The sequence below is a fragment of the Bradyrhizobium sp. genome (assembly GCF_049519115.1).
In the GTDB taxonomy this organism is placed as follows: Bacteria; Pseudomonadota; Alphaproteobacteria; order Rhizobiales; family Xanthobacteraceae; genus Bradyrhizobium.
Genome location: NZ_JBEKRB010000035.1, coordinates 1 through 26,267, shown reverse-complemented (window position 1 = coordinate 26,267; position 26,267 = coordinate 1). Strand labels below are relative to the sequence as shown.

Sequence of the window (26,267 nt, the reverse complement as noted above, 5' to 3'; positions counted from 1 at the left end):
ACAACTTGGATGCGACATTCATTTTTTTCGCCGGTTGGATAAGCCCGTTACGTCGGTTTCAGTAGCACCAGAATCTGTCACAGGATTTGTTGTCGGCGGCCACGGGCGCGGACGCTCGCTGACGCCCAGGCGACCAACCAACGCTGTCCCGAAGCTGTTGATTGATCGGATGAAGAGCACGCGTCGCCGTCCTTACGCTGCGCGCGTCAGCTGTCTCTGTTCGGCCTGCGGAGCCAACGGAAAGCAAAACGGCAGCAATTGTCAAAACTCTCGTTCGCATTTTCGCCTCCATTGAGCGAAGCGTCGTTCAGCCAACCCATCCCCGGTTGTGGACCGCTGCGGCCGCCGGGGGCCGGCCAAACGCGCTCCGGTTGGTGCAAACCCCTCGTCGCTCTAGGCCACATAAACCGGTGCAGTCTTGTACGAAACGACGGTGCGCCGTCTGACGCGGCGCGACGGCAAACCAAGACAACTCCAAGCAGCTTCATTCAATCAGATCTCTGATGTCGGCGTAATCTTCAACCAGGCACGCCGCCGTAGTGAAGTTCGCAACGATGCGAGCTGTGACGCTCCTCAGCATTTCGCACCGAGTAATTCGCTCATGTTGAACAGACGAAAACTGATCCTCGGGCTGGCGCCAGCCGCCATTCTCCCAGCGGCTTCCACAACGTCGATCGCAGCGGTGACCGAGACCAGGAACGTCGATTTCGCACCGTCGTTCTTCTCTCCAGACGAATGGCGATTCATCAATGCCGCTGTGGCCCGCCTCATTCCAGGCGATGGGAATGGCCCCGGTGGAATCGAGACTGGCGTGCCGGAATTCATCGACCGGCAGATGGAAGCGCCTTACGGCCACGGCGCATATTTCTACATGCAGGGGCCTTTCCATCCCGATGTGGCGCCAACGCTGGGATACCAGCTTCAGTACGCACCTCGCGAGATCTACCGTGTCGGCATCGCGGATGCGAACAAGAGCAGCCTTGGCATCCACGGCAAGTCATTTGCCGACCTGACACCGGACGAGCAGAACGAATTTCTGGCGCAAATGGAAAAGGGAAAAATCTCTTTTGAGAGGATCCCGGCGGCGAATTTCTTCGCCCAGTTGCTCGAAAATACGCGTGAAGGATATCTCGCCGATCCCTTGTACGGCGGAAACCGCGGCATGGCCGCGTGGAAATGGATCGGATTTCCAGGAGCCCGCGCCGACTTCACCGACTGGATCAACCGGCCGGGATCGCCCTACCCGCTCGGCCCTGTCGCCATCCAGGGCACGAGGCGCTGATGGCAAAGCGAGCACGCCCCGTCGACGCGGTCATCATTGGTTACGGCTGGACGGGTGCCATCATGGCCAAAACGCTGACAGACGCCGGTCTTTCCGTCGTCGCGCTGGAACGGGGGCCAGCCCGCGATACCTCGCCGGACTTCGAATATCCGCGGATCGTCGATGAACTCAAACACGCCATCCGCGGTGAACTATGGCAGCCTCTGGCAAAAGAGACCGTCACCGTTCGGCACAACACCAACGATGTCGCCGTTCCCTATCGACGCTACGGATCGTTTGTCCTTGGCAACGGCGTTGGCGGCGCGGGCGTACACTGGAACGGCCAGTTGTGGCGCGCATCGCCCGAGGATCTTCGCCTCAGAAGCCGTCTCGAAGAGCGTTACGGCAAGGACGTCATCCCGGACGAGATGACGATCCAGGACTATCCCGTTTCGTTCGAAGAACTCGAACCGCATTTCGATCATTTCGAAAAGGTGTGCGGCGTCTCTGGCGTCGCCGGCAACTTGCGCGGAGAGATCAAGCGTGGCGGAAATCCCTTCGAAGGAAAACGAAGCGATGAATTTCCGACGCCGCCTCTCCCGGCGATCGAAGTGGCGCGACGTTTCGAAATCGCCACGGCCAAGCTTGGTTACAAATCGTTTCCGACACCGGCCGCCAACAGCTCGATTCCTTTTACAAATCCGTATGGCGTCCGCCTGGGGCCATGCAATCTCTGTGGCTTCTGCGAGCGCTTCGGCTGTTTCCTTTATTCAAAAGCCTCGCCGCAAACGACGATTCTGCCGATCCTCGCGGAGCGGTCGAATCTCGAGGTGAGGACGAATGCTTATGTGACCCGCATCCTGCGCGACAGCACCGGCAAGAAGGCCACGGGAGTCTTCTACGTCGACGGCGAGGGGCAGGAAGTAGAACAGCCCGCGGATCTCGTGATCCTGAGCGCCTTCCAGATGCACAATGTCCGTTTGCTCCTGCTCTCAGGCATTGGCGAACCGTACGACCCATCGACGGGCAACGGCGTGGTCGGAAAGAATTACGCCTACCAGATGTGCAGCGAAACGGCCTTGTATTTCAGCGAAGACGTAGAGATCAATCCCTTCATTGGCGCCGGTGCCGCGGGCCAGCGTGTCATCGATGAATTCAATTCCGATCATTTTGACCATGGCGGGCTGGGTTTCGTCGGGGGCTCCCTGATTTACGCTGGCGCCACAGGCGGGCGCCCGATCGATCAGATGATGATTCCGCCCGACGCGCCGCGCTGGGGATCCGGATGGAAGTCAGCGATACGAAAACACTATCGTCATTCGGCACCACTCGGAACGCAGGGTTCGGTCATGTCCTATCGCGACAGCTACCTGTCGCTGGATCCCACTTACAAGGATTCTCACAGGCTGCCGTTACTCCGTCTGACCTTCGACTGGCACGACAACGAATACAAGATGGCGGCCTACAGTGCTGCGAAGATGGAGGAGATCGCTCGCGTCATGAAGCCTGAGAAGCATGCGACGATTAGCTTCAAACCCGGCAATCATTACGATGTGCGGATCTATCAGTCTACGCATACGACCGGCGGCGCGATCATGGGCTCGAACCCGCGCAACAGCGTGATCAACCGGTATTCCCAGAGCTGGGACCTCTCGAACCTCTTCGTCTTCGGCGCATCCGCCTTCCCGCAAAACATCGGTTACAACCCGACAGGCCTTCTGGCGGGTCTTGCCTATTTTTCGGCAGCCGCCATCCGCGACAGCTATCTCAAATCGCCAGGACCGCTGGTTCCGTCATGAGCTGGAAACTTCTCGGCAGGATCGTTTTGATCGGCGGTGTCGCCGGATTTCTTGGTGTCATTGCGATATCGACGATCCTTGACAAGGCGGCCGGCGAAAAACCTCTCGCTGCGCCCGAGGCGACACCATCGCTCATTGCACGAGGCGAATATCTTGCAAGGCTCGGCGATTGCGCGGCTTGCCATACGGTCCCCGGACGCCCGCTCTTCACGGGCGGATTGCGGATGGTCACGCCGATCGGCGCGATCTACACGACCAACATCACGCCGGACCCGACATATGGTATTGGCAGTTTCACGCTGACTGACTTCGACCGCGCACTGCGTTTCGGCGTTTCCAGGGGTCACACCCTCTATCCGGCGATGCCCTATCCTTCCTATGCGAACACGAAGCCGGAAGATGTCGCGGCGCTTTATGCCTACTTCAAATCCGGCGTCACCCCATCGGCGACGGCGAACATCGAGAATGAGATTCCGTTTCCGCTATCGATGCGCTGGCCGCTGACGTTCTGGCGGCTGTTGTTTTCGTCGCCGCCCGCGCCGTTCAAGCCTGGCTCCCTCGATCCGGTCGAGGCGAGCGGAGCGTATTTCGCCGACGGTCTCGGACATTGCGGGGAGTGCCACACGCCGCGTACCTTGACTATGCAGGTGCGTGCGCAGACCCGAACGGACGGAGCCGCCTACCTTTCCGGCGCCGTGATTGAAAATTACTTTGCGCCCAGCCTGCGAACGAGTGGGCCCGGCTCACTGGCCGACTGGAGCGTCCAGGACGTCGCCGAATTTCTCAAAACCGGCGCCAATAACCACGGCATTGCATTCGGCTCCATGACGGACGTCATCGTCCACAGCACGCGATTTATGACGGATGACGACGCGTTTGCAGCGGCCAAGTACCTCAAATCGATCGTCGACAACGGCACGCAGACTTTCACGTATGACGGGACTGCTCACCACGCATTGCAAGAGGGCGACACCAGCAAACCAGGCGCGCTGCTCTATCTCGACAATTGCGCGGCCTGCCATCGGCCCGACGGGCTGGGGTACCAGCGCGTGTTTCCGCAACTCGCCGGAAATCCCGTGGTGATAGCGCCCGAGCCGATATCGCTGGCTTCGATCGTTCTCGAGGGCTCGCTCACGCCAAAGACAAACGCCACGCCGGCGCAATTCGCAATGCCGTCCTTCGCGTGGCGGCTGAACGACCAGGAGGTCGCCGACGTCGTGAACTTCATCCGAAGCAGCTGGGGCAATCGCAGCGCGCCGATATCCGCTGCCGATGTCACGAAGCTGCGAAAGCGGGTCCGATCCGACTGAAGCGAGCAAGAAATCGCGGCACGGTTGGAACGATCTCGCGCGCCGAGGCCATCGAAGGAGAAACCAATGCGCATTGTCCAATTCGAGAAGGGAAGTGTCCACGGAATCGCGGCGGATGACGGCTCAGGCTGGCACGGCCTTACCGAGGGCGAACGCGGATTCCCGGGCACTCTTCCCGATCTTATTGCGCAAGGTACAGATCTGCTGCGCGCCGGCAGGGACCTTCTTCGCACGCATGTAATCGACCTGAACGCGGTCCGGATACTGCCTCCGGTGCCCAAGCCACCTAAAATCATCTGCGTCGGTCTCAACTACGATGATCACCTCGAGGAAAGCGGGCTCAAGAAGCCGGTCTATCCCGAAATTTTCGCGCGGTTTGCAACGAGCCTGATCGCTCATGGCGAACCGATCCTTTTCCCACCCGAATCGCCCACACTGGATTATGAGGCCGAGCTTGCCGTGGTGATCGGCAATGGAGGCCGTCGCATCAGCCGCGACAAGGCCCTCGATCATGTTGCGGGCTACTCCCTGTTCAACGATGCGACGATCCGCGATTTTCAACTACGCACACCGCAATGGACGATGGGCAAGAATTTCGATGGCACGGGGTCGTTCGGCCCCTGGCTGGTGACGGCGGATGCCTTACCGCCCGGGGCTCACGGGTTGCGCATTCAAGGCCGTTTGAATGGCCGCGTGATGCAAGATACGTCTACCGACCGGCTCATCTTCGATGTCGCAACCCTGGTCGAATTGATCAGCGTCGCGATCAGCCTGGAACCGGGTGATGTGATCATCACCGGAACGCCCGGTGGCGTTGGGGCCGCGCGCAAGCCGCCGGTTTTCATGAAGCCGGGCGACGTCTTCGAAGTGGAGATCGAGGGGATCGGCGTCTTGAGCAACCCGGTCCAGCGCGAGACATGAGGTGGGGCTCTGAATCATCCAGCAACGGGGCCTCACCGAAACGATTCCTGAAACGGAGCCACGCCCATGCGATATTCTGACTACAAATGTTTCCGGTTCGATTTCGATTCCGGAATAGCATTTATCAGCACCAATCACCCGCCGATCAACCTTCTTGATGAAATTCTATCGGCGGAGTTTGACAGGCTCAGCAAGGAACTCGAGACCGACGAGAGCGTCCGTGTTGTGGTCTTGCAGAGCGCGCTTCCGGATTTCTTTATAGCCCACTCTGGATTGGGTCGAGTTGGAGCCGCCTCCAAAACGGTGTCACATACGCGCGGCTTTCGTCTTACGCAGATGATCGGCGAAAGATTTCGGAACATGCCCAAGGTGACCATCGCCAAGGTCGAGGGGCGAGCCCGGGGCGGAGGCAATGAGATCGCGCTGGCCATGGACCTGTGTTTTGCCGCCGTGGGCAAAGCGATCTTCGGCCAACCGGAGGTCGCGGTTGGGCTCGTTCCCGGCGGTGGCTCGACGCAAAGATTGCCGCGGCTCATCGGGCGGGGACGTGCCCTGGAGGTGCTCCTGGGTTGCGATGATTTCTCGGCAGAACTGGCAGAACGTTACGGCTATATCAATCGAGCCTTGCCGGCGGAGGAGTTGACTCCTTTTGTCGAGAGACTGGCCCACCGCATCGCCTCGTTTCCTGCGCATACCATCGCTCACGTCAAGACCGCCGTCGATCGGGGAGCGTTCGGTTCCCTGGCGGAAGGCCTTCTGGTGGAAGCCCATGAGTCGGATTTGAGTGTCGCCAGCGAGGTGACGCAAGCGCGCGTCGCGGAAGCTTTGAAGGTCGGCGCGGAAACGTATGAAGGCGAGTTGAATATGGAATTTATATCAAGGCTCTCCCCCGTAAGATAACCCGCGACTGGCGGACCAGCCCGGCCGAGAGCACGGGCCAACCTCCTCGCGCTTACTTCTCGTGCCCGACTTCCGGCATGATCACTCCGTTTTCCATCGCCTGGCTCGCGGATACTTCCTGTAGCGCGATGGAAAGATCGCGATCGGATACCCCCGTCTTTTCCTTGAACATGGTCCAGAGCGATTGAACGAGCCGGGATTTCTCTTCCGGCGTATGGCCGGCGCGGATCACGCCCACGATCGAACTGACGGGTGAGCGTTCCGCCGCGACATAGGCATGGCTTCGAGGGTAGGTCGGGAATATCGAATGGACGAAATACGCGGGCACGTGCATTGCCGCCGTATGGATCCGAACGAGTTCGGCCGCGATCGCGTCTCGTTGCTGGGCCGAAAGCAATCCATCCGGCGTCGTGACCGTATAAAGCGGCATGTTGCCCGATCCCTTTTTTATGTCGCCTGTTTGCTGACGCGACAAAACGCATCTGTCGTTACGGAAGAACCTCCAGCCGTGCCGGGATTGCGCCCGGCACGATCGGTCAGATGTTTTCCTTGATCATTTCGATCAGATCGTGGGCCTGTCCGCCGAGTACAGCCCGCGCCGAATAAAGCACCATCCCGTAGGCCGGTCCAAGCTCGATCATCGGCGGCATCACTAATGTCATGGGTTCAACATTCACATCGAGCAAAGCGGGGCCAGGCTGAGCGAGCCACTCGCCGACGGCTGCCTCGAGTTCGTCCGCCTTGGCGACGGTACGGCCCCACAGGCCCATCGCCTTTGCGACCGCGCCGAAATCAGGATTCTGCAGATGAGTGTAGAGCGGCACCAGCCCTTCCGATTTCTGTTCGATATCGATGAAGCCGAGCTTGCCATTGTTGAACACCGCCACCTTGATCGGCAGCTTGTGCTGAACCGCCGTCAAGAGATCTCCGAGCAGCATCCCGATCCCGCCATCGCCCGAGAGAGCGATAACCTGGCGGCCGGGCTGAGCCTTTTGCAGACCGAGCGCAGTCGGCATCGCAGCCGCCATCGTTCCGTGCAGGAGGCTGGCGTAGAAGCGCCGCTTGGCGGTGGCCTTGAAATAACGGTGCATCCAGACGGTCGCCGTTCCGTCATCTCCCGCAACGAGGGCATCGTCGGCCGCCATGCGATCAATGACTTCGGTCAGGTAGATGCCGGAAATGGTATCGCGTCGCTTCGGCGCGGCCTTCTCCATCTGGTCGGCCATGAGGTCGCGGTAGCGCTGGACGAAGTGATCGCGGAAACTAGTATCGGTTTTCTTGTGCAGCCGGGGGATCAATGCTTCGAGAGTAGCCTTGATGTCGCCGACCACACCCCGGGTGATCGGATGGCGGCGACCCAGATGAGTGGGCTCGATGTCGATCTGCACGATCTTCGCATGGTCGGGATAGAATTGCCGCCATGCGAAATTCGCACCAAGCAGCAACAGGGTGTCGCATTCCCGAACGGCATGATAAGCGGCCTCGTTTCCGATAAGCCCGGTCATGCCGACATTGTACGGATTGTCGTATGAGAGCGAGTCCTTGCCCCGGCTGGTATGGGCGATCGGCGCCTTGAGGATCTCGGCCGCACGAAGAATCTCGTCATGCGCGCCACGGCAACCTGCGCCCCCATAGATGGCGATCTTTTCACCGGTATTGATGATGGCCGCGATCTGATCCAGATCGGAATCGGTGGGGCGTACGATCGGCTGGCTAGTATGGACGGCGTATGGCAGGTCATCCTTGACGTCGGAATGCGAGATATCGACCGGAACGATAAGGACGGCCACTCCCTGCTTTGCGATAGCCGACTGGCAGGCCATGACGGTCTTGCGTCGGGCCTGTTCGGGCGTCAGGATCATGTCGCAATAGACGCTGATGCTGCCATATATCGCCTTGAAGTCGACCTCCTGGGGAAACTCGAAGCCCAATTCGTCGCGAACGATCTGGCTCGCGATCAAGATGACGGGCGCGCGATTGCGGTTTGCCTCGACGATGCCGTTGATGAAGTGCAGACTGCCGGGGCCGCAGCTTCCGGCGCACGCGGTGAGGTTTCCGGTTATCAGGGCTTCGCCATGGGCGGCGAAGGCGCCCGCCTCTTCGTGGCGCATGCTCACCCATTCGATGCCGCTTTTGGAGATGCTGTGGGCAATCAGGTTGAGAGTATCGCCCACGACGCCATAACAATGCTTGACGCCAGCGCTCTGCAGCGTCTCAACGATGATCTCTGCGACCTTCTTGCTCATGACGGCGACCTCTTTCAGCTGCTGTGCCGCAACATGCGCCACGCCGCGGAAGCGGGCTTGTAGGGGAATGCGAGGATTTGTACGCGGTTGCGCACACGGCGCACGGCCGATGTGCCTAACCGATAGGCTTCATGTCGGCCTGGAGCCGATCGAGGATTTTCCGGGCTCGCGCGTGAACGGGAGATACAATTCGAGCCGGCATTCGATTAAACGCCGCGTTTAAATATTCGTATGCTTCGGGCGCGCGCCCCTGCTTTTGCAAAAGCTCCGCAAGATCGGCCGCAGCCGCCAGTTCAAGCAGAGTGGCTGACTGGCGCCTCGCCCAATCGATTGCCGACAGCAGGCTTTCTTCGGCATCGGAATAATCCCTGGCCGATCGGGAGGCCAGAATGAGCCCTCGCATCCTTAGCAACGCAGGCAGGTAGAGAAGCCTTTCACCGCGACGCTGCACTTCAATCGCGTCCACGGTGAGCGCCAGCGCCTCCTCGTGCTCGCCCATGGCGACAAGGCCGGCGCCGAGGTCGCAGATAAAGTCCATATTGAGCACTTCGTGGCGCTGACTGTACAGCTCTTCCAAAGCGCGCTTTAACAATGAAACGCCTTCACTAGAATTATTTTGAAGAAGCAGCCATTGACCTCGCAAGCCCATCGCCACGGTCCGGTAGGGTTTCAGTGCGTAGGCGGTAGCGAGCTCAGCCAGCTGCGCGATGTACTGTTCCGACCGGCGAGAGTCCGCAAGCGCAAGATAGACGGAAATGACCAGGCTTAGTGATCGACACAGCGTCGCTGAATGATTGGATTTTTCTCCCTCTTCGATGGCACGCTTCGCATAGTCAGCCGACTCTTCCAGCTGCCCCCTAAACAACAGGGAACGAGCCATCCCGACGAGTAAAAGGCTACTGTGATGAAACAGGTCTCGGCCCGCGCGGAATCCTGCGCCTGCCTCCGTGTGACACAGTCCGGCCTGGAAATGGCGCAATGCGACAAGGTGATTTCCAGCCAGATGATGGCTTGCGCCCAACATCCATTCGGCGAGCGCCATATCATCGCGGTCGCTGGTTTTCAGCGCCACCTCTTTGCTGCGAGCAGCGATAGCGAGCGCGGCGCCGACCTCGATGTTGCCGCGGTAATGCATGAAGAGCCCACTCAGGAGCTGTAGCTCGTAAGCAAGATCGCCTTGCATGACCGCGACGTCCAGAGCTTGCGCCAAAGCGTTGCGAACCAGCTCGCTACTTCCTTCAGAATGCATCAGCGCCAGGGACAGCGATGTCGAGAGTTCCATCTTCCGGCGGGAGTTTTGGTGCTGTTCCCCGAGACGGGCCAGCGCTCGTTCCGCCCAGACCCGGCATTCCGCCAACAGTGACAGTTCGAAGAGCAGCGGTGTTGACGCGGCTGCGAGTCTCGTCGCGATTTCGTCATTGCCGCCTGATCCGAAGCTCCATTCCAACGCCATGCGGACATTGCTGAGCTGCCGGGAATAGGTCGCAACTCGATCGGCCATTGGCAGAGCCGATAGTGTCTCTCTTTGCCCGTCGATCTGCTGCATCACGTATTCGGCGTGCCGCAGGGAGATTGGATCAAGCTCACCATCCTCCTCTAGTTTTTCGAGCGCGTATGCCCGCGTCGTGTCCAGCAATCGGTATTGTGGCTCGCCCTGTTCGAGCCGGGTCGCAATCAACGACTTTTCGATCAGGCCTGCGATGGCGTCAAAGATCGCTGCATCGTCGGAGCCCGGATCGCCCGCGACATGTCTTGCTCCTTCGAGGCTGAATTGTCCGACAAATCGGCTAATTCGTCTGAGCACAATTCTCTCGACACCCGACAGCAGATCGTAGCTCCAGTCCAGCGTCGCCTTGAGCGTCTGGTGCCTTGGGATCGCTGTGCGATGGCCACGCTTCAGCCACTCCAGCCGGGAGGCCAAATCCGCAAGCGTGCTCCTCATGCCCAACGCAGCCACAGGGCCGGCAGCCAATTCGATCGCCAGCGGCAGTCCGTCCAGCCTGCGGCACATATCGGCAACAAACGGCGCTTCACGGTCTGTGAGAACGAAATTGCCACCTCTCGCCGCCACGCGCTCGACGAAGAGCTGCACGGCAGGATACCGGGCCACGACTTCAGCCGTTTGCCCCGATTCGATCGGCGGAAAATCCAGCGGCTCGACGCGACTGCAATGTTCGCCTTCGACCTTCAGCAACTCGCGGCTCGTAGCGAGAAGATGTACTTGTCCAACCCCCTGAAAGAGCTGCTCGGCGATCGACGCGGCTGCTTGTATCACATGCTCGCAGTTATCGAGAATGATCAGAAGCTTTCTCGATCGAATGAGATCGACGAGTTCCAGGCTCGCTTCGTTCGATTCGAGCGTAAGTCCCACGGACGTCCCGATCGCGCGAACGACAAGGTCGGGGTCAGCAAGACTTCCGAGGTCGACGAAATAGACGGCTCCGCCGAATTCCGTAGCGAGGGCGTAGCCGGCGGCCACGGCGATCGTGGTCTTCCCGATGCCGCCCGGACCAAGCAGGGTGACGAACCGATGTTTGCGAAGGCTCTCTTGAACGTCGTTCAGTACTAGATCGCGCCCGACCATTCTGCGAGAACGCGCGGGCAGGATGCCCTCGTGACGACCGTCCGGATTATCGGCCTTCCGCTCGACATGCCCATTCACGGAGCCGACAAACGAATAACCCCTGCCCTGGACATTCGCGATGTACCGGTTTCCGATTTTGCCGTCCCCAAGCGCTTTCCGGATCGCGGAAATATGGACGCGGAGACTTCCCTCCTCGACCACCACGTCGGGCCAGACGTGATCGATGAGCTCTTTTTTTGATACGACTTCGCCGGGCCGCTGAGCGAGATAGATCAAGATATCGAGCGCCCGGCTGCCAAGCGGAAGCATGGCACCATCGCGCTGAAGGACTCTCTCGCCGCTCGAAAGCTCGAAAGGGCCAAACTTCAGTTTTCTGTGAACGTCATCGCCCGCCATGGTTTCCAACGCGGATTTTTTTTGTTTCCCGCAATACCCACACGTCGGGACGAAAGGTGAGATCGCGCCCAACGATCGATATTGGCCTGTTGTGGTTCTCGTGTGCAACTGCGCCACCAGAGCTTGGCGCCCGATGACTCCACCCTGCGAGACTGTTTCCACCGATCCCCACCCTTCCTTCTCGCTAGCTGTGATCGTACACTTCGGCTATTGAGGGTATCCCCCGAATGGGGGGAAGACCGACACGTGAAGGGGGGTCGCCTTGATCGAGCCCAGTTCAAGCCACAACGCGACTGGAGCTGGAATAGGCGCTCTCGCCGGCGAAGGACGCTTGCCGTTCCTGGCGACCAAGATCGTGCCTGCACGGCCTGGCGGCCTCGTCCCTCGTCCGCGGCTGCTGGCCATGCTATCCGGGCTCCCGGCCAAGCAGCTTGGGGTCATCAAAGCGCCGGCGGGATTCGGCAAAACCTCGCTGGCGGCTGCCTGGGCTGAACAGCTCGAGCAAGAGGGCTGTGCGGTTGCATGGCTCACGATCGACTCGGATGACGACGAAGCCACACGGTTTCTGTTCTATTTATCGCAGGCCGTGCACCGCGCCTGTCCGGATGTCGGTGCAGGCGCGATCGAGCTGATCCTTGAGAATAACCTGATCGACCCGCCGGCGGTTCTATCCAGCCTGATCAACGACCTGACAGAGGTGGAAGAAGACGTATACTTCTTTTTTGAGGACTACCACTGGCTCAGCACTCCGCGCATCCATCAAACGGTCGCGTATTTTCTGAAGCACGCGCCGTCCCACTGCCATGTGGTGCTGACGACGCGTACAGAACCGCCCCTGCCGCTCGCGACGTTGCGAGCCCAGAACCAGCTGATTGAAATCGATGCCGCGGCCCTGCGGTTTGATACGCAGGAGACGCTGGCATTTCTCGACCGCACCAGACCAGGGGTGCTGGGACTCCCCGAGGTCCAGCTCTTGCAGCGCAAGACCGAAGGATGGCCAGCGGCTCTGCGAATTATCGTGTCCATAGCCTCTGAGTCCGGGCCCGGCCTGAAGGACTATGTGCACAGCCTCTCGGGTTCACAGCGTCCGATCGCCGCCTATCTGTCGGAGATGCTGGATGCGTTGCCGGCCGAATTGGTCGACTTCATGCTGCGAACAGCCGTTCTCGATCGGCTGTCCGATCCATTATGCGAGGCCGTAACCGGCACGAGTTCGAGCCGCGCAATCCTGGCAGGGCTTGCGCAGCGCCAGATGCTGCTCACGCCGCTCGGCAATGACGGCGTCTGGCATCGTTGCCACACACTGCTCGCCGAGTACTTGCGACAACGGCTGGAGGCGGACGGCGATATCGACATCCCGGAGTTGCACAGGCGCGCCTCCCTTTGGTACGCCTCGCAGGAATTGTGGACCGAAGCGGTTCAACACGCGATCGCGGCCGGCGATTCCGATCGAGCGATCGGCTGGATCAAGAATTGCGCCATGGCTTTGATCACGAGGGGCGATCTGTTTACCCTGCTCGAATGGCGGCGTCTGTTTCCCGGCGAACTCATGCGAAGCCAACCCGAAGTGAGAATGGCGATCGCCTGGGGGCTCGCGCTGGCACTGCGCTTTGAAGAGGCCCTGCAACTCGCAACCGAAATTCAGGAGGATGTCGACGCAAGTGATCCGCGACGAAGTGAGCTGCTGTCGGAATGCCGGGCTGTTCGCGCCCTTACCATCGGGTTGATGGACGACACCGAACGCGCGCTACCCTTGGCGCAGGACTGCGTGAACAACTCTTCCGATCCGTGGGCGGCGAACGTCGCCTCGAATGTCGTTCGTTACTGCCATATGAAAGCGGGCGACCTCAAGCAGTTCTATGCGACGCCATGGATCCCATATTCGGTCGAAGAGGATCGCAGGAATGCATTTGCGTCTGTATATCGACGCTGCCTTCAAGGGCTGGCCGAGGAACGGCAGATACGTCTATCGGCGGCCGACGCGCAGTACCGCGAGGGCTTGCGTATCGCCGAACAAGGCGTCGGGCCGAATTCGGTTGCGGCGGCTTTGCCGGCAAGTCTGATCGCAAGACTAAGGTATGAGGACGGTCAGATCGATGAAGCGGAGAGCTGGATTATCGACAGGGTGCCGCTGATCATCTCCGGGACGATGCATGAATGCGTGCTAAGCGCTTATTTTGTCCTCGCCAGGGTCGCTGCCGCCCGGATGAACTTCGAGCGTGCCCGTACGGTGCTGGAGCAAGCGGAAAATCAGGGCGTCGCACGAGGTTGGGGCAGGCTGTCAGCCAGCGCCATAAGCGAGCAAGCGCGCCTTCACTTGAGCGATGGCCGGCTCGATGAGGCCGCCGCGTGCGTCGATCGGCTGGACCGCCTTGCGCGAAGGTATGCGGCCGTGAGGCCTTGCGCCTGGTCGGAAATTGAATGGTATCACAAGTTGTCGCGCGCTCATTTGTTGGGGCAGCAGGACCGTCCCGGCGATGCCATCTCGATCTTGCAAGCTCTACAACGCGAAACCGAAGCGGCGCAGCATCATTACTTCTCGATTCGAAGCGCGATTCATCTCGCAGCACTTCAGTTCAGTGCAGGCAAGGCAGCGGAGGCGACGAGCCGTTTTCGCCGCGTTCTGACCGTATGTGCTTCGGCCGGCCTTTACCAGACCGTCCTGGACGAAGGGCCCATCATTGACCAAATGCTCCGGACGACCCAGGCCAGCGGGAATCTCGAAGCGGATCTGATGTCCTACGTCGACCGGCTTATGACAGGTGCCGATCGCGCGCGACAGGATCGACTTGCACCGGCTTCAAGACCACAGCTTCTCGGCGCCTTGAGCCCCCGCGAAACCGACATTCTGCAACTGATCGCGCACGGATTATCAAACAAGGAAATCGCCCGGCGCCTCGACATCGGCCCGGAGACAGTCAAGTCCCATCTCAAGAGCGTCTTCGCCAAACTCGGTGTCGAACGGCGGTCTCAGGCAGTTTCGCGCGCGCAGACTCTGGGCCTCGTCATCACGGAATGAGCAAACAGTGTGCTTCCGCCGACGTCGCCGTCGAAACGACAAGAGTCTGTCAATGCTCGGCCTCGTGGTCGCGCCAGTACGATCCATCCAGCACGCGATGGGCCAGTCTCAGGTCGAACGTGTCGGATTCGTCGCGGAACTTCGCAAGCGCGGCTCGCAGGATCGACTTCGCCTCTTCCCTTCCGGCATCCGACGTCTCGGCGATGGCGAGGCTCGTCGCCGTTCTCAGCGTCCACGACAGGCTTCCTCGCCTTTCCGACATCTCGAGCGTGCGGCGAAAGTATGGCTTGCAAGCCTCCAGCCCTTCGGCGCCTCGCAAAGCCAACTCGCCCCTGATCCTAATCAATTCGGGGACAAAAAGTTGTTTTTCGTCCTCGATGTTGATTTCCGCGCGCTCGAAGACGCTGGCCGCCCGCCGGCTATGGCCAAGAACCGACAAACATCGCGCAAACTCTGCCTGCAAAATCGGATGAAAAACACCGTAACGCGCCGCGGACAGTTTCTCCAATCCCGAGTAAAGTAAATCGTTGGCCGCATCGACCTCTCCTTGCCTGACCCTACGAAGCGCCTGCATCGCAAGGCCGAAGCCGTAATAGCTATCTACCGAATGTTTTCCGGCATGTTCGACAAGTTCGTTGGCAAGAGCATCGGTTTCGCCGTCATCCGGATTCGTCAGATACGCAGTGAAGGCCGCCCAGGTGAGCGCCACGCAAAGCGGCACAGCCTGATCGAGTTGGCGAGCCTCGGCGATCGACATCCGGCCAAGCCGCTGCGCCTGCTCGGGCGCCCCTCGCAGCCAAACCACGTTTGCCAAAACAGCCAATGCGTCCGTTTTTCGATCGTATCCGAATTGGTCAATGATGGCATGTCGCGCGGCTTCAACATCGTGATGGAGCGAGGCCTCAAACATGGTTTCGGCCTGCGATAGTCGTCCGGTGTGGTGATAGGTCACTCCGCGCATATAGCTTGCGGTCGCGATGGCGCCGCGATCACCCGACGCTTCGGCGACTTCGCCGCAGCTTTCCGCCAATTCGATTGCTTCAGCATATCGTGGAAGCCTGATCCTGTGAGCCCACAGGACAAGCAATGAGGCAAGCTGATATTCGACATCGCCGAGATCCTCGGCGATGAGCCTCGCCTTGGCCCAGCCCGCGTATGACTCCTCGGTCATGCCAAGCGTGAACATCATGCTGCTGGCAAGCGCGGATTGAATGATCATCTCTTGCCGCGAAGGCGAGGTCATGACGTCAAGGCAGCCAATGGCTTTTGCCATCCACTGCCGGCATTCGGTCAGCAAGGCCATCCCGGTCCACGTGCTCGCCGAGGCCGCCGCAAGATCAACGCCAACTTTGGCGTCGCCCTCGCTGGAAAATGCCCAGTTCATGGCAGCCCTGAGATTGCCAACCTCGACCGCGAGCGCCTTCGGCCAGCCTGACACGTCCATCGAGGCTCCCTGTCTGAACAGGTCGCTGAAATAAAGCGCATGACGGCGGCGGAAGAGGCCCTGCTCTCCCCCTTCGGCCAGCCGCTGCGCGGCAAAGGCGCGGGTGGTGTCGAGCAGGCGCAGCCGTGCGTTTTGCCCGTAGACGGCAATCATCGATTTCGATCGCAGTTCCCAAAGACAATCGGCCACCTTCGCTTCGTCGACCGCGTCATCGGCAACGACGGCGATCGCCGCCTCGAAGGTGAACCCGCCCGAGAATACACTAAGCCTGTTGAGGACGCGCCTTTGGTCCCTATCGAGAAGGTCGTAACTCCATTCCAGCGTCGCGTTTAACGTCTGATGCCTCGGCATCGCCGTCCGGCGTCCAGCCCACGACAGATTCATGTGGCCGTCGAGCAAGCTTGCCGTTTTGTCGAGGCCATAAACATCCACCCTGCCCGCGGCCAATTCGATTGCCAGAGCAACGCCGTCCAGCCGCCGGCAGATTCCAGCGGCGACCGGCGCATCTGCATCGCGCAAATCGAATTGCCGTTGCAGGGCTTTGACGCGGTCGACCAGCAATTGGACGGCGGGGTATTTCAGCGCATCCGAGGCCAGGATGGTCTGATCTTCCGCAGGGTACGCGAGCGCTGAGAGTTCGTGAACGTTTTCCCCCTCGGCGCGCAATGCTTCCCGGCTGGTTACGAGCAGGTTCAGCATCGTAACCTGGCCGAACAGCTTTTCCGCGAGAGCGGAAGCGCCGTCGATAAGATGTTCGCAACTGTCGAGCACAAGGAGCGTGGAAGTTCCAGCCAAACGGTCGATCAAAAGCGGAAGCACGTCAGTCGTTTGGATCGCAAGCCCGAATGCGCTCGCCACGGCAGGCGCGACGAGAGAGTCGTTATCCAGCGGACTTAAATCCACGAAACGAACTTCACCGTCAAAGACGGAGCGCATCTCATGAGCGACTGCGACTGCCACGGTCGTCTTCCCGATGCCTCCGGGCCCGACGATCGTAACGAACTTCTGCTCGGCAAGCTTTGCTTTGATCGTCGCAACGGTCTCGTTGCGACCAACCATGCGCTCCAGACGGGCGGGCAACAACGCATGACGCGCCGGCTCAGATTCGCCCGTCTGCAGAAAAGACGTCGCGATCGGAACGATAAAGCCGTAGCCGCGCCCCGGCACGTTTGCGATATAACGCCTCGAGGGATCGCCTTGAGCGAGCGCCCTTCGCAACGCCGAGATGTGGACACGAAGGCTAACCTCGTCGGCCCTTTGGTTGGGCCAGACACGCTCGAGCAAATCGCGTTTGCCGACAACCGCGCCTGGCTGTTCGACAAGAGAAATAAGGATGTCCATGGCACGCGCGCCGAGGGATACGGTCGTCGTGCCGTTCGTCAGACGCCTGCTGTCAATCGAAAGCTCGAACGGACCGAAGCTCAGAACTTTCCGATTCTCGTCACCCATACGATATTTCTGGCCCGTGCCGGCTTTCCGGATTTAGTCTATCTTATTGCATCTCTCGTTCGCGTCGCCAATTGGCCGGGCTTTGGCCAAAGGCATGCCTGAACAACTTGCAAAGGTGCGCCTGATCGGAAAATCCGGCGCTGAGGGCTATTTCGCTGAGCGAAGCCTGTGTGGTTACCATAAGGTTGCAAGCCTTCTCCAGGCGCCTCTTGACCACGTAGGCGTGCGGCGGTTCGCCAAATGTCAGCTTGAACGACCTTGAAAAATGAGCCGGGCTTCGCCGCGCAACCGCGCTCAGATCACGGGTGTGAATCGTGCGATGCAAATTCTTGGCGATGAAGACCCGCACCCGGGCGATCTGCCAGCCCGTAAGCCCGGCCGCTCCCGATTGTTTCGCGCCTGAGTGGCGTTCAATTTCGGATTGCAGGATGGTGGAAGCAGCGGCAAGCGATGCCTTCGCCGCCTCGCGATCATGCTCCAGCTCACGCCTCGCCACTTCAAGAAGCTGCGCCAGGCTGTTCGCCAAATAGCCGAACGGCAGTCCGCTCGGCGAGGTATCCGGTATCGCTTGAGGTTCGTCCATAGCGCATCCTCCGCTCAAGCGAAGGATGCCCCAGACCGCCCGTTATGGCTTGTTAAGTTATGTTCTGAATTATTAATCGGGGTAAGAAAATATCCAAATAATAGTATTTTCAAACACTTACAGACGACGCTATATGCAACCGGAGCGGCACTCGCACAGCGAGAGCCGTATCAACGGAGCGATAATGCGCACGCGAATGTCGGCCGCCGCAAGGGCGGATGGGCGAAAACAGACGTTCGCCTTCGCCTCCGAAAGAGCAAAAGCACAATCCGGGTAATGTCTTCATTCGTCGCCGGCGTCGCTTAGCGCGTGAGATTGACCTTTGCGAGGTCGATCAATTGTGTCGCCCTGCCGTCGAGAACGGCCTTCATCATGTACATCCCGAAATGATAGGCCTGATCCAGAGTTGTCTTTGGCGGCATGGCGAGTTCCTGACGGGCGCTGACGACGTCGACCAATACAGGTCCCTTGTGTTCAAGCGCGGCCTTGATGGCTCCATTCAACTCCTGGGGCTTCTCGACACGGATGCCACGAACACCCATCGCCTCGGCCATTCGCGCGAAGTTCGGATTCTTGAGATCGCAGCCGGTGTCGAGGAAGCCGTTCGCCTTCATCTCCATTTCGACAAAGCCGAGCGTGCCGTTGTTGAGGACGATAACCTTCACTGGAAGCCCCATCTGGCTCAGCGTGATAAAATCTCCCATCATCATGCTGAATCCGCCGTCACCCGACATCGAAATGACCTGGCGATACGGAAAAGCACTTTGGGCACCGATCGCCTGCAACATGGCGTTCGCCATCGATCCATGATTGAACGAGCCGACGATGCGCCTCCTGCCGTTGACCTTGAGGTAGCGCGCGGTCCATATGATCGGCGTTCCCACATCGCACGTGAATATCGCGTCGTCAGCCGCCAGTTCACTGACAAGCCGCGTGACATATTGGGGATGGATGACGTTGCTGTTCGGACCGCTCTCCGCTAGCGCATCGAGTTCGCTGCGGGTTTCCTTGTAGTGGGTCAGCGCGCGTTTGAGGTGGCTTGAATCAGTCTTTTCCTTGATCGCGGGCAAAACCGCCTCGATCGTGTCCTTTACTGTACCGAGCAGGCCGAGATGGAGCGAACAGCGATTGCCGAGCGCTTCAGGCCGCACGTCAATCTGGGCGATTTTTGCCTTTTCGGGATAAAATGCTCGATAGGGGAAATCCGTACCGAGCATCAGGAGGGCGTCGCAGTCCTTCATGGCCGCGTAGCCTGACGCAAAGCCGACGAGACCGGTCATTCCGACATCGTAAGGGTTGTCGTATTCGATGAACTCCTTGCCGCGGAAAGCGTGCACAATCGGCGCCTTTAGCTTTCGCGCCAACTCGACGACCTCGTCATGTGCGCCCGCGCATCCGGCTCCGCAGAACAAGGTCACCCGCGAAGCTCCGTTGAGGAAATGCGCCAGGCGATCCATGTCGACGGCGTCCGGCCGCAAGACAGGCGCGGCCGGCAAAATCCACTCGGGCACCTCGGCATCGATCTTCATAAGGGCGACGTCGCCCGGTAACACGACGACGGCCACGCCGCGTTTGGCGACGGCGACACGAATGGCGCGTTTGAGAATCTGCGGCAGTTGCCCGGGATTGGAGACGAGCTCAACGTAGTGACTGCAATCCTTGAAGAGACTTTCCGGATGCGTCGCCTGAAAATAGTCGATACCGATTTCGCTGCTGGGAATGTGAGCTGCGATCGCCAGCACGGGTACGCCATTACGCTGGCAATCGAACAGACCATTGATCAGATGCAGGTTACCGGGGCCGCAACTGCCTGCGCACACCGCAAGGTTACCGGTCAGATGAGCCTCTGCGCCAGCCGCGAAAGCCGCGGCCTCTTCGTGCCGCATGTGAATCCAGTCGATCGATTTTCTGCGCCGCATCGCATCGGTAAATCCGTTGAGGGAATCGCCGACGACACCGTAGACGCGCCTGACTCCCGCTTTTTCGAGAGCCTCGACAAGATAATCCGAAGCGCCTTTGCTCACGATCATTCTCCTTGAAAATGTCCCTCGTAGAGGACCTCCACGGACCGAGGGGCTGAGGGTCCGCGGAGGCCCTCCCCGGCGCAGCGGGGAGGCGGCTACGCCGTTTGTCATTTATGCGCGTGATCCTCGAGGATCCTGAGATCGGTGACGGAATAAGCGAGCGAACAGCGGAAGCCGGATTCGATGCGTGTAGGTGCCAGCGCGTGCAGCTCTTCACCTTTCGCCTCGGGAAGATAAATCTCACCCTCGCCCACCCAGGCATTGACGACAGTGAGATCGTCGGTGATCGACATCACCAGTTCGTCGACTGCTGGCTTGTCCTGGAATCCGGTGGCGAGCCGCGGAAAGTATCGCAACAGAACCGTCGGCCGGCTGAGAAGCGACAATCCATTGTCGAGCGGTTTTCGCAAGGTGATGCGGGCTTCCGCGAGCCGCTCGCCGTGCGCGGAAAGGCTCGCACCAAATCGGCCGCCCGGCACGACCGGGGCCGCCGCAGCACCCGCCGCAGCAAAGCTGCGCGTCTGGAATATGCTGCCCATCTTCTTGGGGAAGCCTTGTGTCCACCCGCGCGCCAACGCGGCATCGTTATCGACATAGATGTAAGGGCACCACATGACGGACGTACCGCGATACACCGCATCGAGCAGCACGAATGCTTCGCGATATTGGTAACGGGCCGGATCGAGAAATTCGTCATCTTGACCGGTGAATTGCCAATCCAGGAACATCATCACGGCGTGACCGTTCGACGTTGGATCGGGCGAAAGGCCGCGCGGCAACGTCGCCGCGGCGACATCCGGATCCGTCCAGAACTCGACTCCCACGACATCGCCCGAATAGTGCCAGGGCGGAGGTGCGGCCAGTGCTGCCTGGCCGAATGGCGACTTGGGAACGGTAAAGCCCCTTAGCATTTTTAATTCCTGCGCATCTCGCTCATTTGCGGAAAAGTCTACCAAGACCGGCAACGATTGATTTCACCGGCTTGCGTCGGCTTGTCTATTCATGCGGTGCCGGCCGGGAGCGACGCGTGGCCAGGTTCAGCGGGGAGCTAGACCGCCAGATCCGCCAATATCTCGTTGCTGGAAACCGAAAAGGAGAACGCGAATCGATAGCCGCGTCCAACCTTGATCGGGCCGAGCATGTCGAGATCTTCGCCGTGCACTTCGGGGAAGATCAGTTCCGCCGAACCGATCCATCCGTCGGTGATCAGGATATTGTCCATGATGCACAGGACCAGTTCATCCACGACCGGCTTGTCGTGGGCGCCTGCGCTGAGCCGCGGGAAATATCGCCGCGTCACGACAGGCCGGTCGAACAGACCATCGATCCGATCCACCTCTTCGTGCAATGTCACACGCCCCTCCGCCAGCCGTTGCCCGTGGGCCGATACACAGCCGGCAAATCGACTGTTGTCCGCGAGAGGTGGCGATGCCGCATTTTGCGCGGCAAAGGCCCGGGTCTGATGGACGGCGCCAAGCTTTCTTGGATAGCCCTGGACCCAGCCCATCATAATCGCTGCGTCGTTGTCGGTGTAAGCGTATGGACACCACGCTATCTGCGAACCGCGCCACCTGGCGTCAAGGAGAACGAGGAACTCACGGCTTTGGTAGCGCACGGGATCGAGGTATTCTTCATCGCTTGCCGTAAATTGGCAGTCGGCGAAAATCGCGACAGAGCGTCCATTGCTTCGCGCATCCAGCTCAACTTCCTTGGGAAGCATACTGGCTGACACTTCCGGATCGCTCCAGAACTCCACGGCCAGGACATCGGCTGCGTAATGCCACGGCGGCGGGGGTGTTAAGGCCGCGGTCCCACGAGGCGACCGCGGGACTGTAAAACCCTTGAGCATCAGAAAACCCTCTGCAACGGCGGCCATTCGCCAAGACACCGAACAAGACGCCGAAATTGCCCCGAAAAAAAACTAAAGCCGGGCGGGATTCCGATCTTGTCGTTCCATGCCGCAGATTGGCGAATACTGCCTGTCCGGGTTGCGACAAAAGCGATCGAGCGAATGATCAGGCCGGCGGATCGTTGGCGCAACCACTATCCCGCCCGTTCGGAGCGCGACGGCTGGAACAATTGAAGCAGTTTTGAACAAGCTCCCGCATCAGCTTTCACAGTATATCGGTGGCGTATCCGCTAGCTAGTTGGGGGAACGAAGATGCTGAAATTTCTGATGCCCTTGGCTATCGCGGGTAGTCTCGTTGGTCTTGCCTCGATCGCCGAGGCGCGGCCGCTCTATGATGGGTCCTGGGATCTTCGGTTCGTGACGCAACGCGGAACGTGCGACGCGAGCTATGACTTTACCGTCAACATCAACGACGGAATCGTCACGCATCCGAATCTGATCAGGTTCAAAGGCCAAGTGGCGCCATCCGGCGCGGTGCGCGCCTCCGTCACTGTTCAGGACAAGTACGCTAACGGCAGCGGCAAGCTCTCTAACAATACGGGACGCGGCACTTGGCGTGGATATTCGGGGACCGCACGCTGCTCGGGTTACTGGACCGCCCAGCGCAATTGATGCCTTTGAGAGGACCAGAATGATCATCGCGAACATCGAAGACTATCGCAAAAAATGCGAATCCAGGCTTCCGCCATTCTTGTATGACTACATCAGCGGCGGCTCTTTCCAGGAAAACACGCTGCGCGCAAATATCGCGGAGTTACAGGCCACGCTGTTGCGCCAACGTGTGCTGGTGGACGAATCGCATCTCAACTTGTCGACCGACTTGTGGGGTCAGGCAATGTCGCTGCCAATCGTCCTCGGGCCGGTCGGTATGGCCGGAATGTACTCAAGCCGCGGCGAAGTCAAAGCGGCCAATGCGGCGAAGGCGGCTGGGATTCCGTTTACGCTGTCGACCATGGGCGTTTGCGACGTGAACGAGGTCGCGAAAACGACCGGCGTTCCGCCTTGGTTTCAGCTCTACATGCTCAAGGACCGCGGCTTCGTGAAGAGCGTGATCGAACGATCGGTTTCCGCAGGCTCGAAGGTGCTGGTATTCACGGTCGATCTCGCGACTCCCGGGCGGCGTTACAGCGAGGTGCATGACGGGATGGAGAAGGACCCGACGCTTCTAGGGATGCTGGGGTTCGTGGCCCAGGGCGCGACGCATCCCCGCTGGGCCCTCGATATCGTCACTAAAGGCTGGCCGTTGAAGTTCGGTACGGTGGCTGAAGCGATGCCCAAAGGCGTCCCGTACGGAAAATTTGTTCACGACAATTTCGATGCATCGACCACCTGGAAAGACATCGAGTGGATCCGGTCGATCTTTCCTGGAAAGATTATTTTGAAAGGCATTCTAGACCCTGAAGATGCCAGGCGCGCCGTACAGACGAATATCGACGGGATTTTGGTGTCAAACCACGGTGGCAGGCAGCTCGATAGCGTGACATCCACCATTCGCGCGTTGCCGAAAATTGTCGATGCGGTTCAAGGCAAAGTTCCTGTGTTTATGGATGGCGGCATTCGCTCGGGCCTGGACGTGTTGAAAGCGCTGGCGCTTGGTGCCAAGGCCTGCTTCGTCGGACGCGCGTGGGCCTATGCATTGGGAGCGGCAGGCGAAGCAGGCGTGCGAGACATGTTGGACATCCTCAGAGAGGAGCTCAGGGTCGCAATGATTCTGACCGGGTGTAGTGATGTCAGCCGAGCGACTCCTGACTTGTTGCTCAAGGACTGACCACGACGCCGCTGTGGCGTGCGGGCGCCATTTGCCGCGCCGCGTTTCTGGTAGAGACCGCCAATGGAAGCCTCCATTATCTCCGCGCTCGCCGCCTTGACCGGAGCAGCCGTCGGCGGCCTAACCAGCGGCATTGCCAATTGGGTCAATCACCGAAGCCAGCTCCGCGCCCAGTGGCTCAATCATGAAAAGAACCGCCGACAGATCCTTTACAAGGACTTCATCGAAGAAGCTTCGAGGTGCTACATTGATGCGCTCCAACGCAATGAAGCGGATATCCCCGGTCTTGTCGGCCTCTACTCGAAGCTGAACAGGATGAGGGTTATGTCGTCCGCGCAAGTCATCGACAGCGCCGAACATGTCACTCGAAAAATTCTGGATACTTACCTGGAGCCAGACAAAAGTTTCTTCGAACTTCGGGAAATGGCCATCAACGGCACCATCGATTTATTACGTGGCTTCAGTTCCGCCTGCCACGACGAATTTGAAGATATGAGAATCCAGCAACTTTAAAATCGCGCCGAATACGTCTGTTCTGAAACCGGCTCGACATAGCTCTCATGAAGCGTCAGCGGCTGCTTCCGGCCTTCCATTACAACCCGAACCGAGGAGCCCGTGGGGCTGACACTGACAATTCTGCCGGTGCGGCTTTTGAATTTTCCGCAGCGCTTCATCCCCAGTTCGGTCAAACGGAACCCGGAACCGATCTTCAAATCTGGACATCGAGGATGTTCTTTCATGGCGCCATGACGGCTGAGGGTTGCCGCATCGCGATCAGGAGCGTGTCGTTATCTTGACATCCACACTGGCCTTGATCGCGTTCGAATAGGGGCAGATCTCGTGAGTGGCCTCGACCAACGTCTTCGCATCCGCTTCCAGCAGGCCAGGTAGAAAAACATCAAGCGCAGCCGTAATGCCAAAGCCGCCTTCGGATCGCGGGCCAATTCCGATGGTCGCCGTTACAGTCGAGCCTTCCGGACGTTTGATCTTCGTCCTCGCCGATGCTGTTCGCATGGCTGAGAGGAAACAGGCGGAATAGCCCAGCGCGAAGAGTTTTTCGGGATTGGCGCCGGCGCCGCCGGGGCCTCCCAGCTCTTTTGGAATGACGAGGTCAAAGGACATCGTGCCGTCGGCCAGCGCGGTCCTTCCGTCGCGACCGCCGCCGCTTGCTGTCGCAGCCGTGTGGTACTTCGCATCGACGGACATGGGAGATTTCCTTACGGGTTTCAGCGAAGGCGCTTCGACCCGGTCACTCGGGATCTGACCGGAAGCTAGCGCACGTTGTTCTTCAGGATGCGCAGATCCGTTACCGAATACGACATTCCAAGCCGGTAGCCGCGTCCGATGCGTTTCGGCGCCAGCGAGTGCAGGTCCTCACCCCTGACTTCCGGGATCTTGAGTTCGGCCGAACCTGCCCACACGTCTACAACCGCAAGATCATCGGTGAGCGACATCGTCAGTTCATCGACCGCGGGCTTTTCCTGCAAGCCCGCCGAGAGCTGCGGAAAATAGCGGCGCATGACCGTTGGGCGATTGAATATGGCCGCCGGATTCTCGACTTTTTCCTCGAGCTGAATACGTGTCGTTATCAACCGTTCGCCATGAGCGGCGAGGCTCCCACCGAAGCGGCTGCCCTTCACCAGCGGAGCAGCTGCAGCACTCGGCGCGGAGAAACTTCGGGTCTGGAAGACGCTCCCCAGTTTCTTCGGAAAGCCCTGCGCCCAGCCGCGCGCGATCGCCGCGTCATTGTCGACGAAGATGTAGGGACAATAATTGATCGGCTTGCCGTCGAAGACAGCTTCGACCAGAACAAACGCTTCCCGGTATTGATACCGGGCGGGGTCCGTATGTTCGTCGTTTGAGCCGGTGAATTGCCAATCCAGAAACCAGACAAATGAACGCCCATTCGACTTCGCGTCAGACGAGACACCTGGCGGGAGAAGAGCCGTCACGGCTTCAGAATCAGCCCAGTACTCGACGACGATACAGTCGCTGGAATAGTGCCACGGGGGAAGGCTTACGAGAGGCGACAATCCCTGTGGCGTAAGAGGAACGGAAAATCCCTTTAGCATTAGACACCTCGATATTGGGCTTTATGTCGATCTCATGGAAGCTATGGGCCCAACTATTTTCTCTGCGTGAGGGATGGACCAGCTCTTTGCCTCCGTTGAGGCGATGCGAACGCAAGACACGACACTATCCGGGCAGGGACGTGCTGAGGCTCGCTGCATCGTCGCCTCTTCGGATCATGAGAATAGCGACAGGGGCAGCGGGAGATTGGATTGCCGTGCTGTCTTTTGTAGATGCGACGCACGACCTTTCCGCGCGGCGCGTCAGCTCGCATGATGGCGCACGCCGGCGGCCTATCGGCCGGAGCCACGATTAAAGCAGCATAGACGAACGCGAAGACGCGAGATCGCTCGCTTGCGGGGCTTTTGCTCGAGCTCAGTACAGCATTTGGTACAGCACGCGCTACGGTGACCATGCTTAACTACTGATTGCGCTTTAGTTTTTTAAGATGCCCCGGTCCAATCCATCATCGGGGCGACGGAAAATAGATAGTGTTGGTATTTCAATAGTTTAACCTACACTCCTAATAGGATAAGAGAAGAACGTGTGCACTCCAAACTAGACGAAAATTGCACACGTTTGTA

20 protein-coding genes are annotated in these 26,267 nt (G+C 59.3%); 9 read left to right on the top strand and 11 right to left on the bottom strand.

The window, feature by feature from the left end; all coding sequences use genetic code 11:
- The first annotated feature begins 601 nt into the window (after nucleotides 1–601).
- The 5 genes from ABSE61_RS23595 (at nucleotide 602) to ABSE61_RS23575 (ending at nucleotide 6,191) form a co-directional block, all read left to right on the top strand.
- On the top strand, nucleotides 602–1,282 hold the full coding sequence (locus ABSE61_RS23595) for a gluconate 2-dehydrogenase subunit 3 family protein (RefSeq protein WP_423873552.1): 681 nt from the start codon (nucleotides 602–604) through the stop codon (nucleotides 1,280–1,282).
- The gene (locus tag ABSE61_RS23590; RefSeq protein ID WP_423873551.1) at nucleotides 1,282–3,060 is read left to right on the top strand and encodes a GMC family oxidoreductase; all 1,779 of its coding nucleotides are present in this window, start codon (nucleotides 1,282–1,284) and stop codon (nucleotides 3,058–3,060) included. Before ABSE61_RS23595 ends, ABSE61_RS23590 begins: the two co-directional genes overlap by 1 nt.
- A complete protein-coding gene (locus ABSE61_RS23585; RefSeq protein WP_423873550.1) occupies nucleotides 3,057–4,370 on the top strand; it encodes a c-type cytochrome in 1,314 nt (437 codons plus the stop codon). The genes ABSE61_RS23590 and ABSE61_RS23585 overlap by 4 nt, the downstream gene beginning before the upstream one ends.
- Before the next feature lie 66 nt (nucleotides 4,371–4,436).
- Nucleotides 4,437–5,291 (top strand): fumarylacetoacetate hydrolase family protein, encoded by an 855-nt coding sequence (locus ABSE61_RS23580; protein ID WP_423873549.1) that lies wholly within the window; start codon nucleotides 4,437–4,439, stop codon nucleotides 5,289–5,291.
- Nucleotides 5,292–5,357: 66 nt separating this feature from the next.
- Nucleotides 5,358–6,191 (top strand): enoyl-CoA hydratase/isomerase family protein, encoded by an 834-nt coding sequence (locus ABSE61_RS23575; protein WP_423873548.1) that lies wholly within the window; start codon nucleotides 5,358–5,360, stop codon nucleotides 6,189–6,191.
- Between the two features lie 52 nt (nucleotides 6,192–6,243).
- On the opposite strand, the gene ABSE61_RS23570 is transcribed toward ABSE61_RS23575, so the two are convergent.
- From ABSE61_RS23570 to ABSE61_RS23560, 3 genes are all read right to left on the bottom strand, one after another.
- On the bottom strand, nucleotides 6,244–6,621 hold the full coding sequence (locus ABSE61_RS23570; RefSeq protein WP_423873547.1) for a tautomerase family protein: 378 nt from the start codon (nucleotides 6,619–6,621) through the stop codon (nucleotides 6,244–6,246).
- A 106-nt stretch (nucleotides 6,622–6,727) separates the two neighbouring features.
- On the bottom strand, nucleotides 6,728–8,437 hold the full coding sequence (locus tag ABSE61_RS23565) for a thiamine pyrophosphate-dependent enzyme (RefSeq protein WP_423873546.1): 1,710 nt from the start codon (nucleotides 8,435–8,437) through the stop codon (nucleotides 6,728–6,730).
- A 115-nt stretch (nucleotides 8,438–8,552) separates the two neighbouring features.
- A complete protein-coding gene (locus tag ABSE61_RS23560; RefSeq protein WP_423873545.1) occupies nucleotides 8,553–11,417 on the bottom strand; it encodes an ATP-binding protein in 2,865 nt (954 codons plus the stop codon).
- Between the two features lie 262 nt (nucleotides 11,418–11,679).
- Between ABSE61_RS23560 and ABSE61_RS23555 the strand changes: the two genes are divergently transcribed.
- Nucleotides 11,680–14,436, top strand: a complete 2,757-nt coding sequence (locus ABSE61_RS23555; RefSeq protein WP_423873544.1) for a winged helix-turn-helix domain-containing protein — start codon at nucleotides 11,680–11,682, stop codon at nucleotides 14,434–14,436.
- Nucleotides 14,437–14,485: 49 nt separating this feature from the next.
- Here the strand turns inward: ABSE61_RS23555 and ABSE61_RS23550 are convergent, their stop codons facing one another.
- The 5 genes from ABSE61_RS23550 to ABSE61_RS23530 form a co-directional block, all read right to left on the bottom strand.
- Nucleotides 14,486–17,329, bottom strand: coding sequence for an ATP-binding protein (locus ABSE61_RS23550; protein ID WP_423873543.1), 2,844 nt, complete (start codon nucleotides 17,327–17,329; stop codon nucleotides 14,486–14,488).
- A gap of 43 nt (nucleotides 17,330–17,372) precedes the next feature.
- Nucleotides 17,373–17,912, bottom strand: coding sequence for a helix-turn-helix domain-containing protein (locus ABSE61_RS23545; RefSeq protein WP_423873542.1), 540 nt, complete (start codon nucleotides 17,910–17,912; stop codon nucleotides 17,373–17,375).
- A gap of 302 nt (nucleotides 17,913–18,214) precedes the next feature.
- Entirely contained in the window at nucleotides 18,215–19,939 is a 1,725-nt protein-coding gene (poxB, locus tag ABSE61_RS23540) for a ubiquinone-dependent pyruvate dehydrogenase (RefSeq protein ID WP_423873645.1), read from the bottom strand.
- Between the two features lie 104 nt (nucleotides 19,940–20,043).
- Nucleotides 20,044–20,847, bottom strand: coding sequence for an acetoacetate decarboxylase family protein (locus ABSE61_RS23535; protein WP_423873541.1), 804 nt, complete (start codon nucleotides 20,845–20,847; stop codon nucleotides 20,044–20,046).
- A gap of 137 nt (nucleotides 20,848–20,984) precedes the next feature.
- On the bottom strand, nucleotides 20,985–21,812 hold the full coding sequence (locus ABSE61_RS23530) for an acetoacetate decarboxylase family protein (protein WP_423873540.1): 828 nt from the start codon (nucleotides 21,810–21,812) through the stop codon (nucleotides 20,985–20,987).
- 285 nt (nucleotides 21,813–22,097) lie between these two features.
- On the opposite strand from ABSE61_RS23530, the gene ABSE61_RS23525 reads away from it, so the two are divergent.
- The 3 genes from ABSE61_RS23525 to ABSE61_RS23515 all read left to right on the top strand — a co-directional run bounded on the left by ABSE61_RS23525 (nucleotide 22,098) and on the right by ABSE61_RS23515 (nucleotide 24,126).
- On the top strand, nucleotides 22,098–22,457 hold the full coding sequence (locus ABSE61_RS23525; protein WP_423873539.1) for a hypothetical protein: 360 nt from the start codon (nucleotides 22,098–22,100) through the stop codon (nucleotides 22,455–22,457).
- A gap of 19 nt (nucleotides 22,458–22,476) precedes the next feature.
- A complete protein-coding gene (locus ABSE61_RS23520) occupies nucleotides 22,477–23,613 on the top strand; it encodes an L-lactate dehydrogenase (protein WP_423873538.1) in 1,137 nt (378 codons plus the stop codon).
- Nucleotides 23,614–23,676: 63 nt separating this feature from the next.
- Entirely contained in the window at nucleotides 23,677–24,126 is a 450-nt protein-coding gene (locus ABSE61_RS23515; RefSeq protein ID WP_423873537.1) for a hypothetical protein, read from the top strand.
- Here the strand turns inward: ABSE61_RS23515 and ABSE61_RS23510 are convergent.
- The 3 genes from ABSE61_RS23510 to ABSE61_RS23500 all read right to left on the bottom strand — a co-directional run bounded on the left by ABSE61_RS23510 (nucleotide 24,123) and on the right by ABSE61_RS23500 (nucleotide 25,685).
- The gene (locus ABSE61_RS23510; RefSeq protein ID WP_423873536.1) at nucleotides 24,123–24,326 is read right to left on the bottom strand and encodes a hypothetical protein; all 204 of its coding nucleotides are present in this window, start codon (nucleotides 24,324–24,326) and stop codon (nucleotides 24,123–24,125) included. The two genes, ABSE61_RS23515 and ABSE61_RS23510, sit on opposite strands and share 4 nt — an antisense overlap.
- 61 nt (nucleotides 24,327–24,387) lie before the next feature.
- Complete coding sequence (locus ABSE61_RS23505; RefSeq protein ID WP_423873535.1) at nucleotides 24,388–24,819, bottom strand: Ohr family peroxiredoxin; 432 nt, start codon at nucleotides 24,817–24,819, stop codon at nucleotides 24,388–24,390.
- Nucleotides 24,820–24,884: 65 nt separating this feature from the next.
- The gene (locus tag ABSE61_RS23500; protein ID WP_423873534.1) at nucleotides 24,885–25,685 is read right to left on the bottom strand and encodes an acetoacetate decarboxylase family protein; all 801 of its coding nucleotides are present in this window, start codon (nucleotides 25,683–25,685) and stop codon (nucleotides 24,885–24,887) included.
- Nucleotides 25,686–26,267 lie beyond the last annotated feature (582 nt).

Coding starts and splice junctions, on each gene's coding strand:
- ABSE61_RS23520 (WP_423873538.1), top strand. CDS start 22,477: ATGATCATCGCGAACATCGAAGACTATCGCAAAAAATGCGAATCCAGG.
- ABSE61_RS23500 (WP_423873534.1), bottom strand. CDS start 25,685: ATGCTAAAGGGATTTTCCGTTCCTCTTACGCCACAGGGATTGTCGCCT.
- ABSE61_RS23545 (WP_423873542.1), bottom strand. CDS start 17,912: ATGGACGAACCTCAAGCGATACCGGATACCTCGCCGAGCGGACTGCCG.
- ABSE61_RS23575 (WP_423873548.1), top strand. CDS start 5,358: ATGCGATATTCTGACTACAAATGTTTCCGGTTCGATTTCGATTCCGGA.
- ABSE61_RS23525 (WP_423873539.1), top strand. CDS start 22,098: ATGCTGAAATTTCTGATGCCCTTGGCTATCGCGGGTAGTCTCGTTGGT.
- ABSE61_RS23570 (WP_423873547.1), bottom strand. CDS start 6,621: ATGCCGCTTTATACGGTCACGACGCCGGATGGATTGCTTTCGGCCCAG.
- ABSE61_RS23585 (WP_423873550.1), top strand. CDS start 3,057: ATGAGCTGGAAACTTCTCGGCAGGATCGTTTTGATCGGCGGTGTCGCC.
- ABSE61_RS23535 (WP_423873541.1), bottom strand. CDS start 20,847: ATGCTAAGGGGCTTTACCGTTCCCAAGTCGCCATTCGGCCAGGCAGCA.
- ABSE61_RS23505 (WP_423873535.1), bottom strand. CDS start 24,819: ATGTCCGTCGATGCGAAGTACCACACGGCTGCGACAGCAAGCGGCGGC.
- ABSE61_RS23560 (WP_423873545.1), bottom strand. CDS start 11,417: ATGGCGGGCGATGACGTTCACAGAAAACTGAAGTTTGGCCCTTTCGAG.
- ABSE61_RS23590 (WP_423873551.1), top strand. CDS start 1,282: ATGGCAAAGCGAGCACGCCCCGTCGACGCGGTCATCATTGGTTACGGC.
- ABSE61_RS23565 (WP_423873546.1), bottom strand. CDS start 8,437: ATGAGCAAGAAGGTCGCAGAGATCATCGTTGAGACGCTGCAGAGCGCT.
- ABSE61_RS23515 (WP_423873537.1), top strand. CDS start 23,677: ATGGAAGCCTCCATTATCTCCGCGCTCGCCGCCTTGACCGGAGCAGCC.
- ABSE61_RS23595 (WP_423873552.1), top strand. CDS start 602: ATGTTGAACAGACGAAAACTGATCCTCGGGCTGGCGCCAGCCGCCATT.
- ABSE61_RS23530 (WP_423873540.1), bottom strand. CDS start 21,812: ATGGCCGCCGTTGCAGAGGGTTTTCTGATGCTCAAGGGTTTTACAGTC.
- ABSE61_RS23550 (WP_423873543.1), bottom strand. CDS start 17,329: ATGGGTGACGAGAATCGGAAAGTTCTGAGCTTCGGTCCGTTCGAGCTT.
- ABSE61_RS23580 (WP_423873549.1), top strand. CDS start 4,437: ATGCGCATTGTCCAATTCGAGAAGGGAAGTGTCCACGGAATCGCGGCG.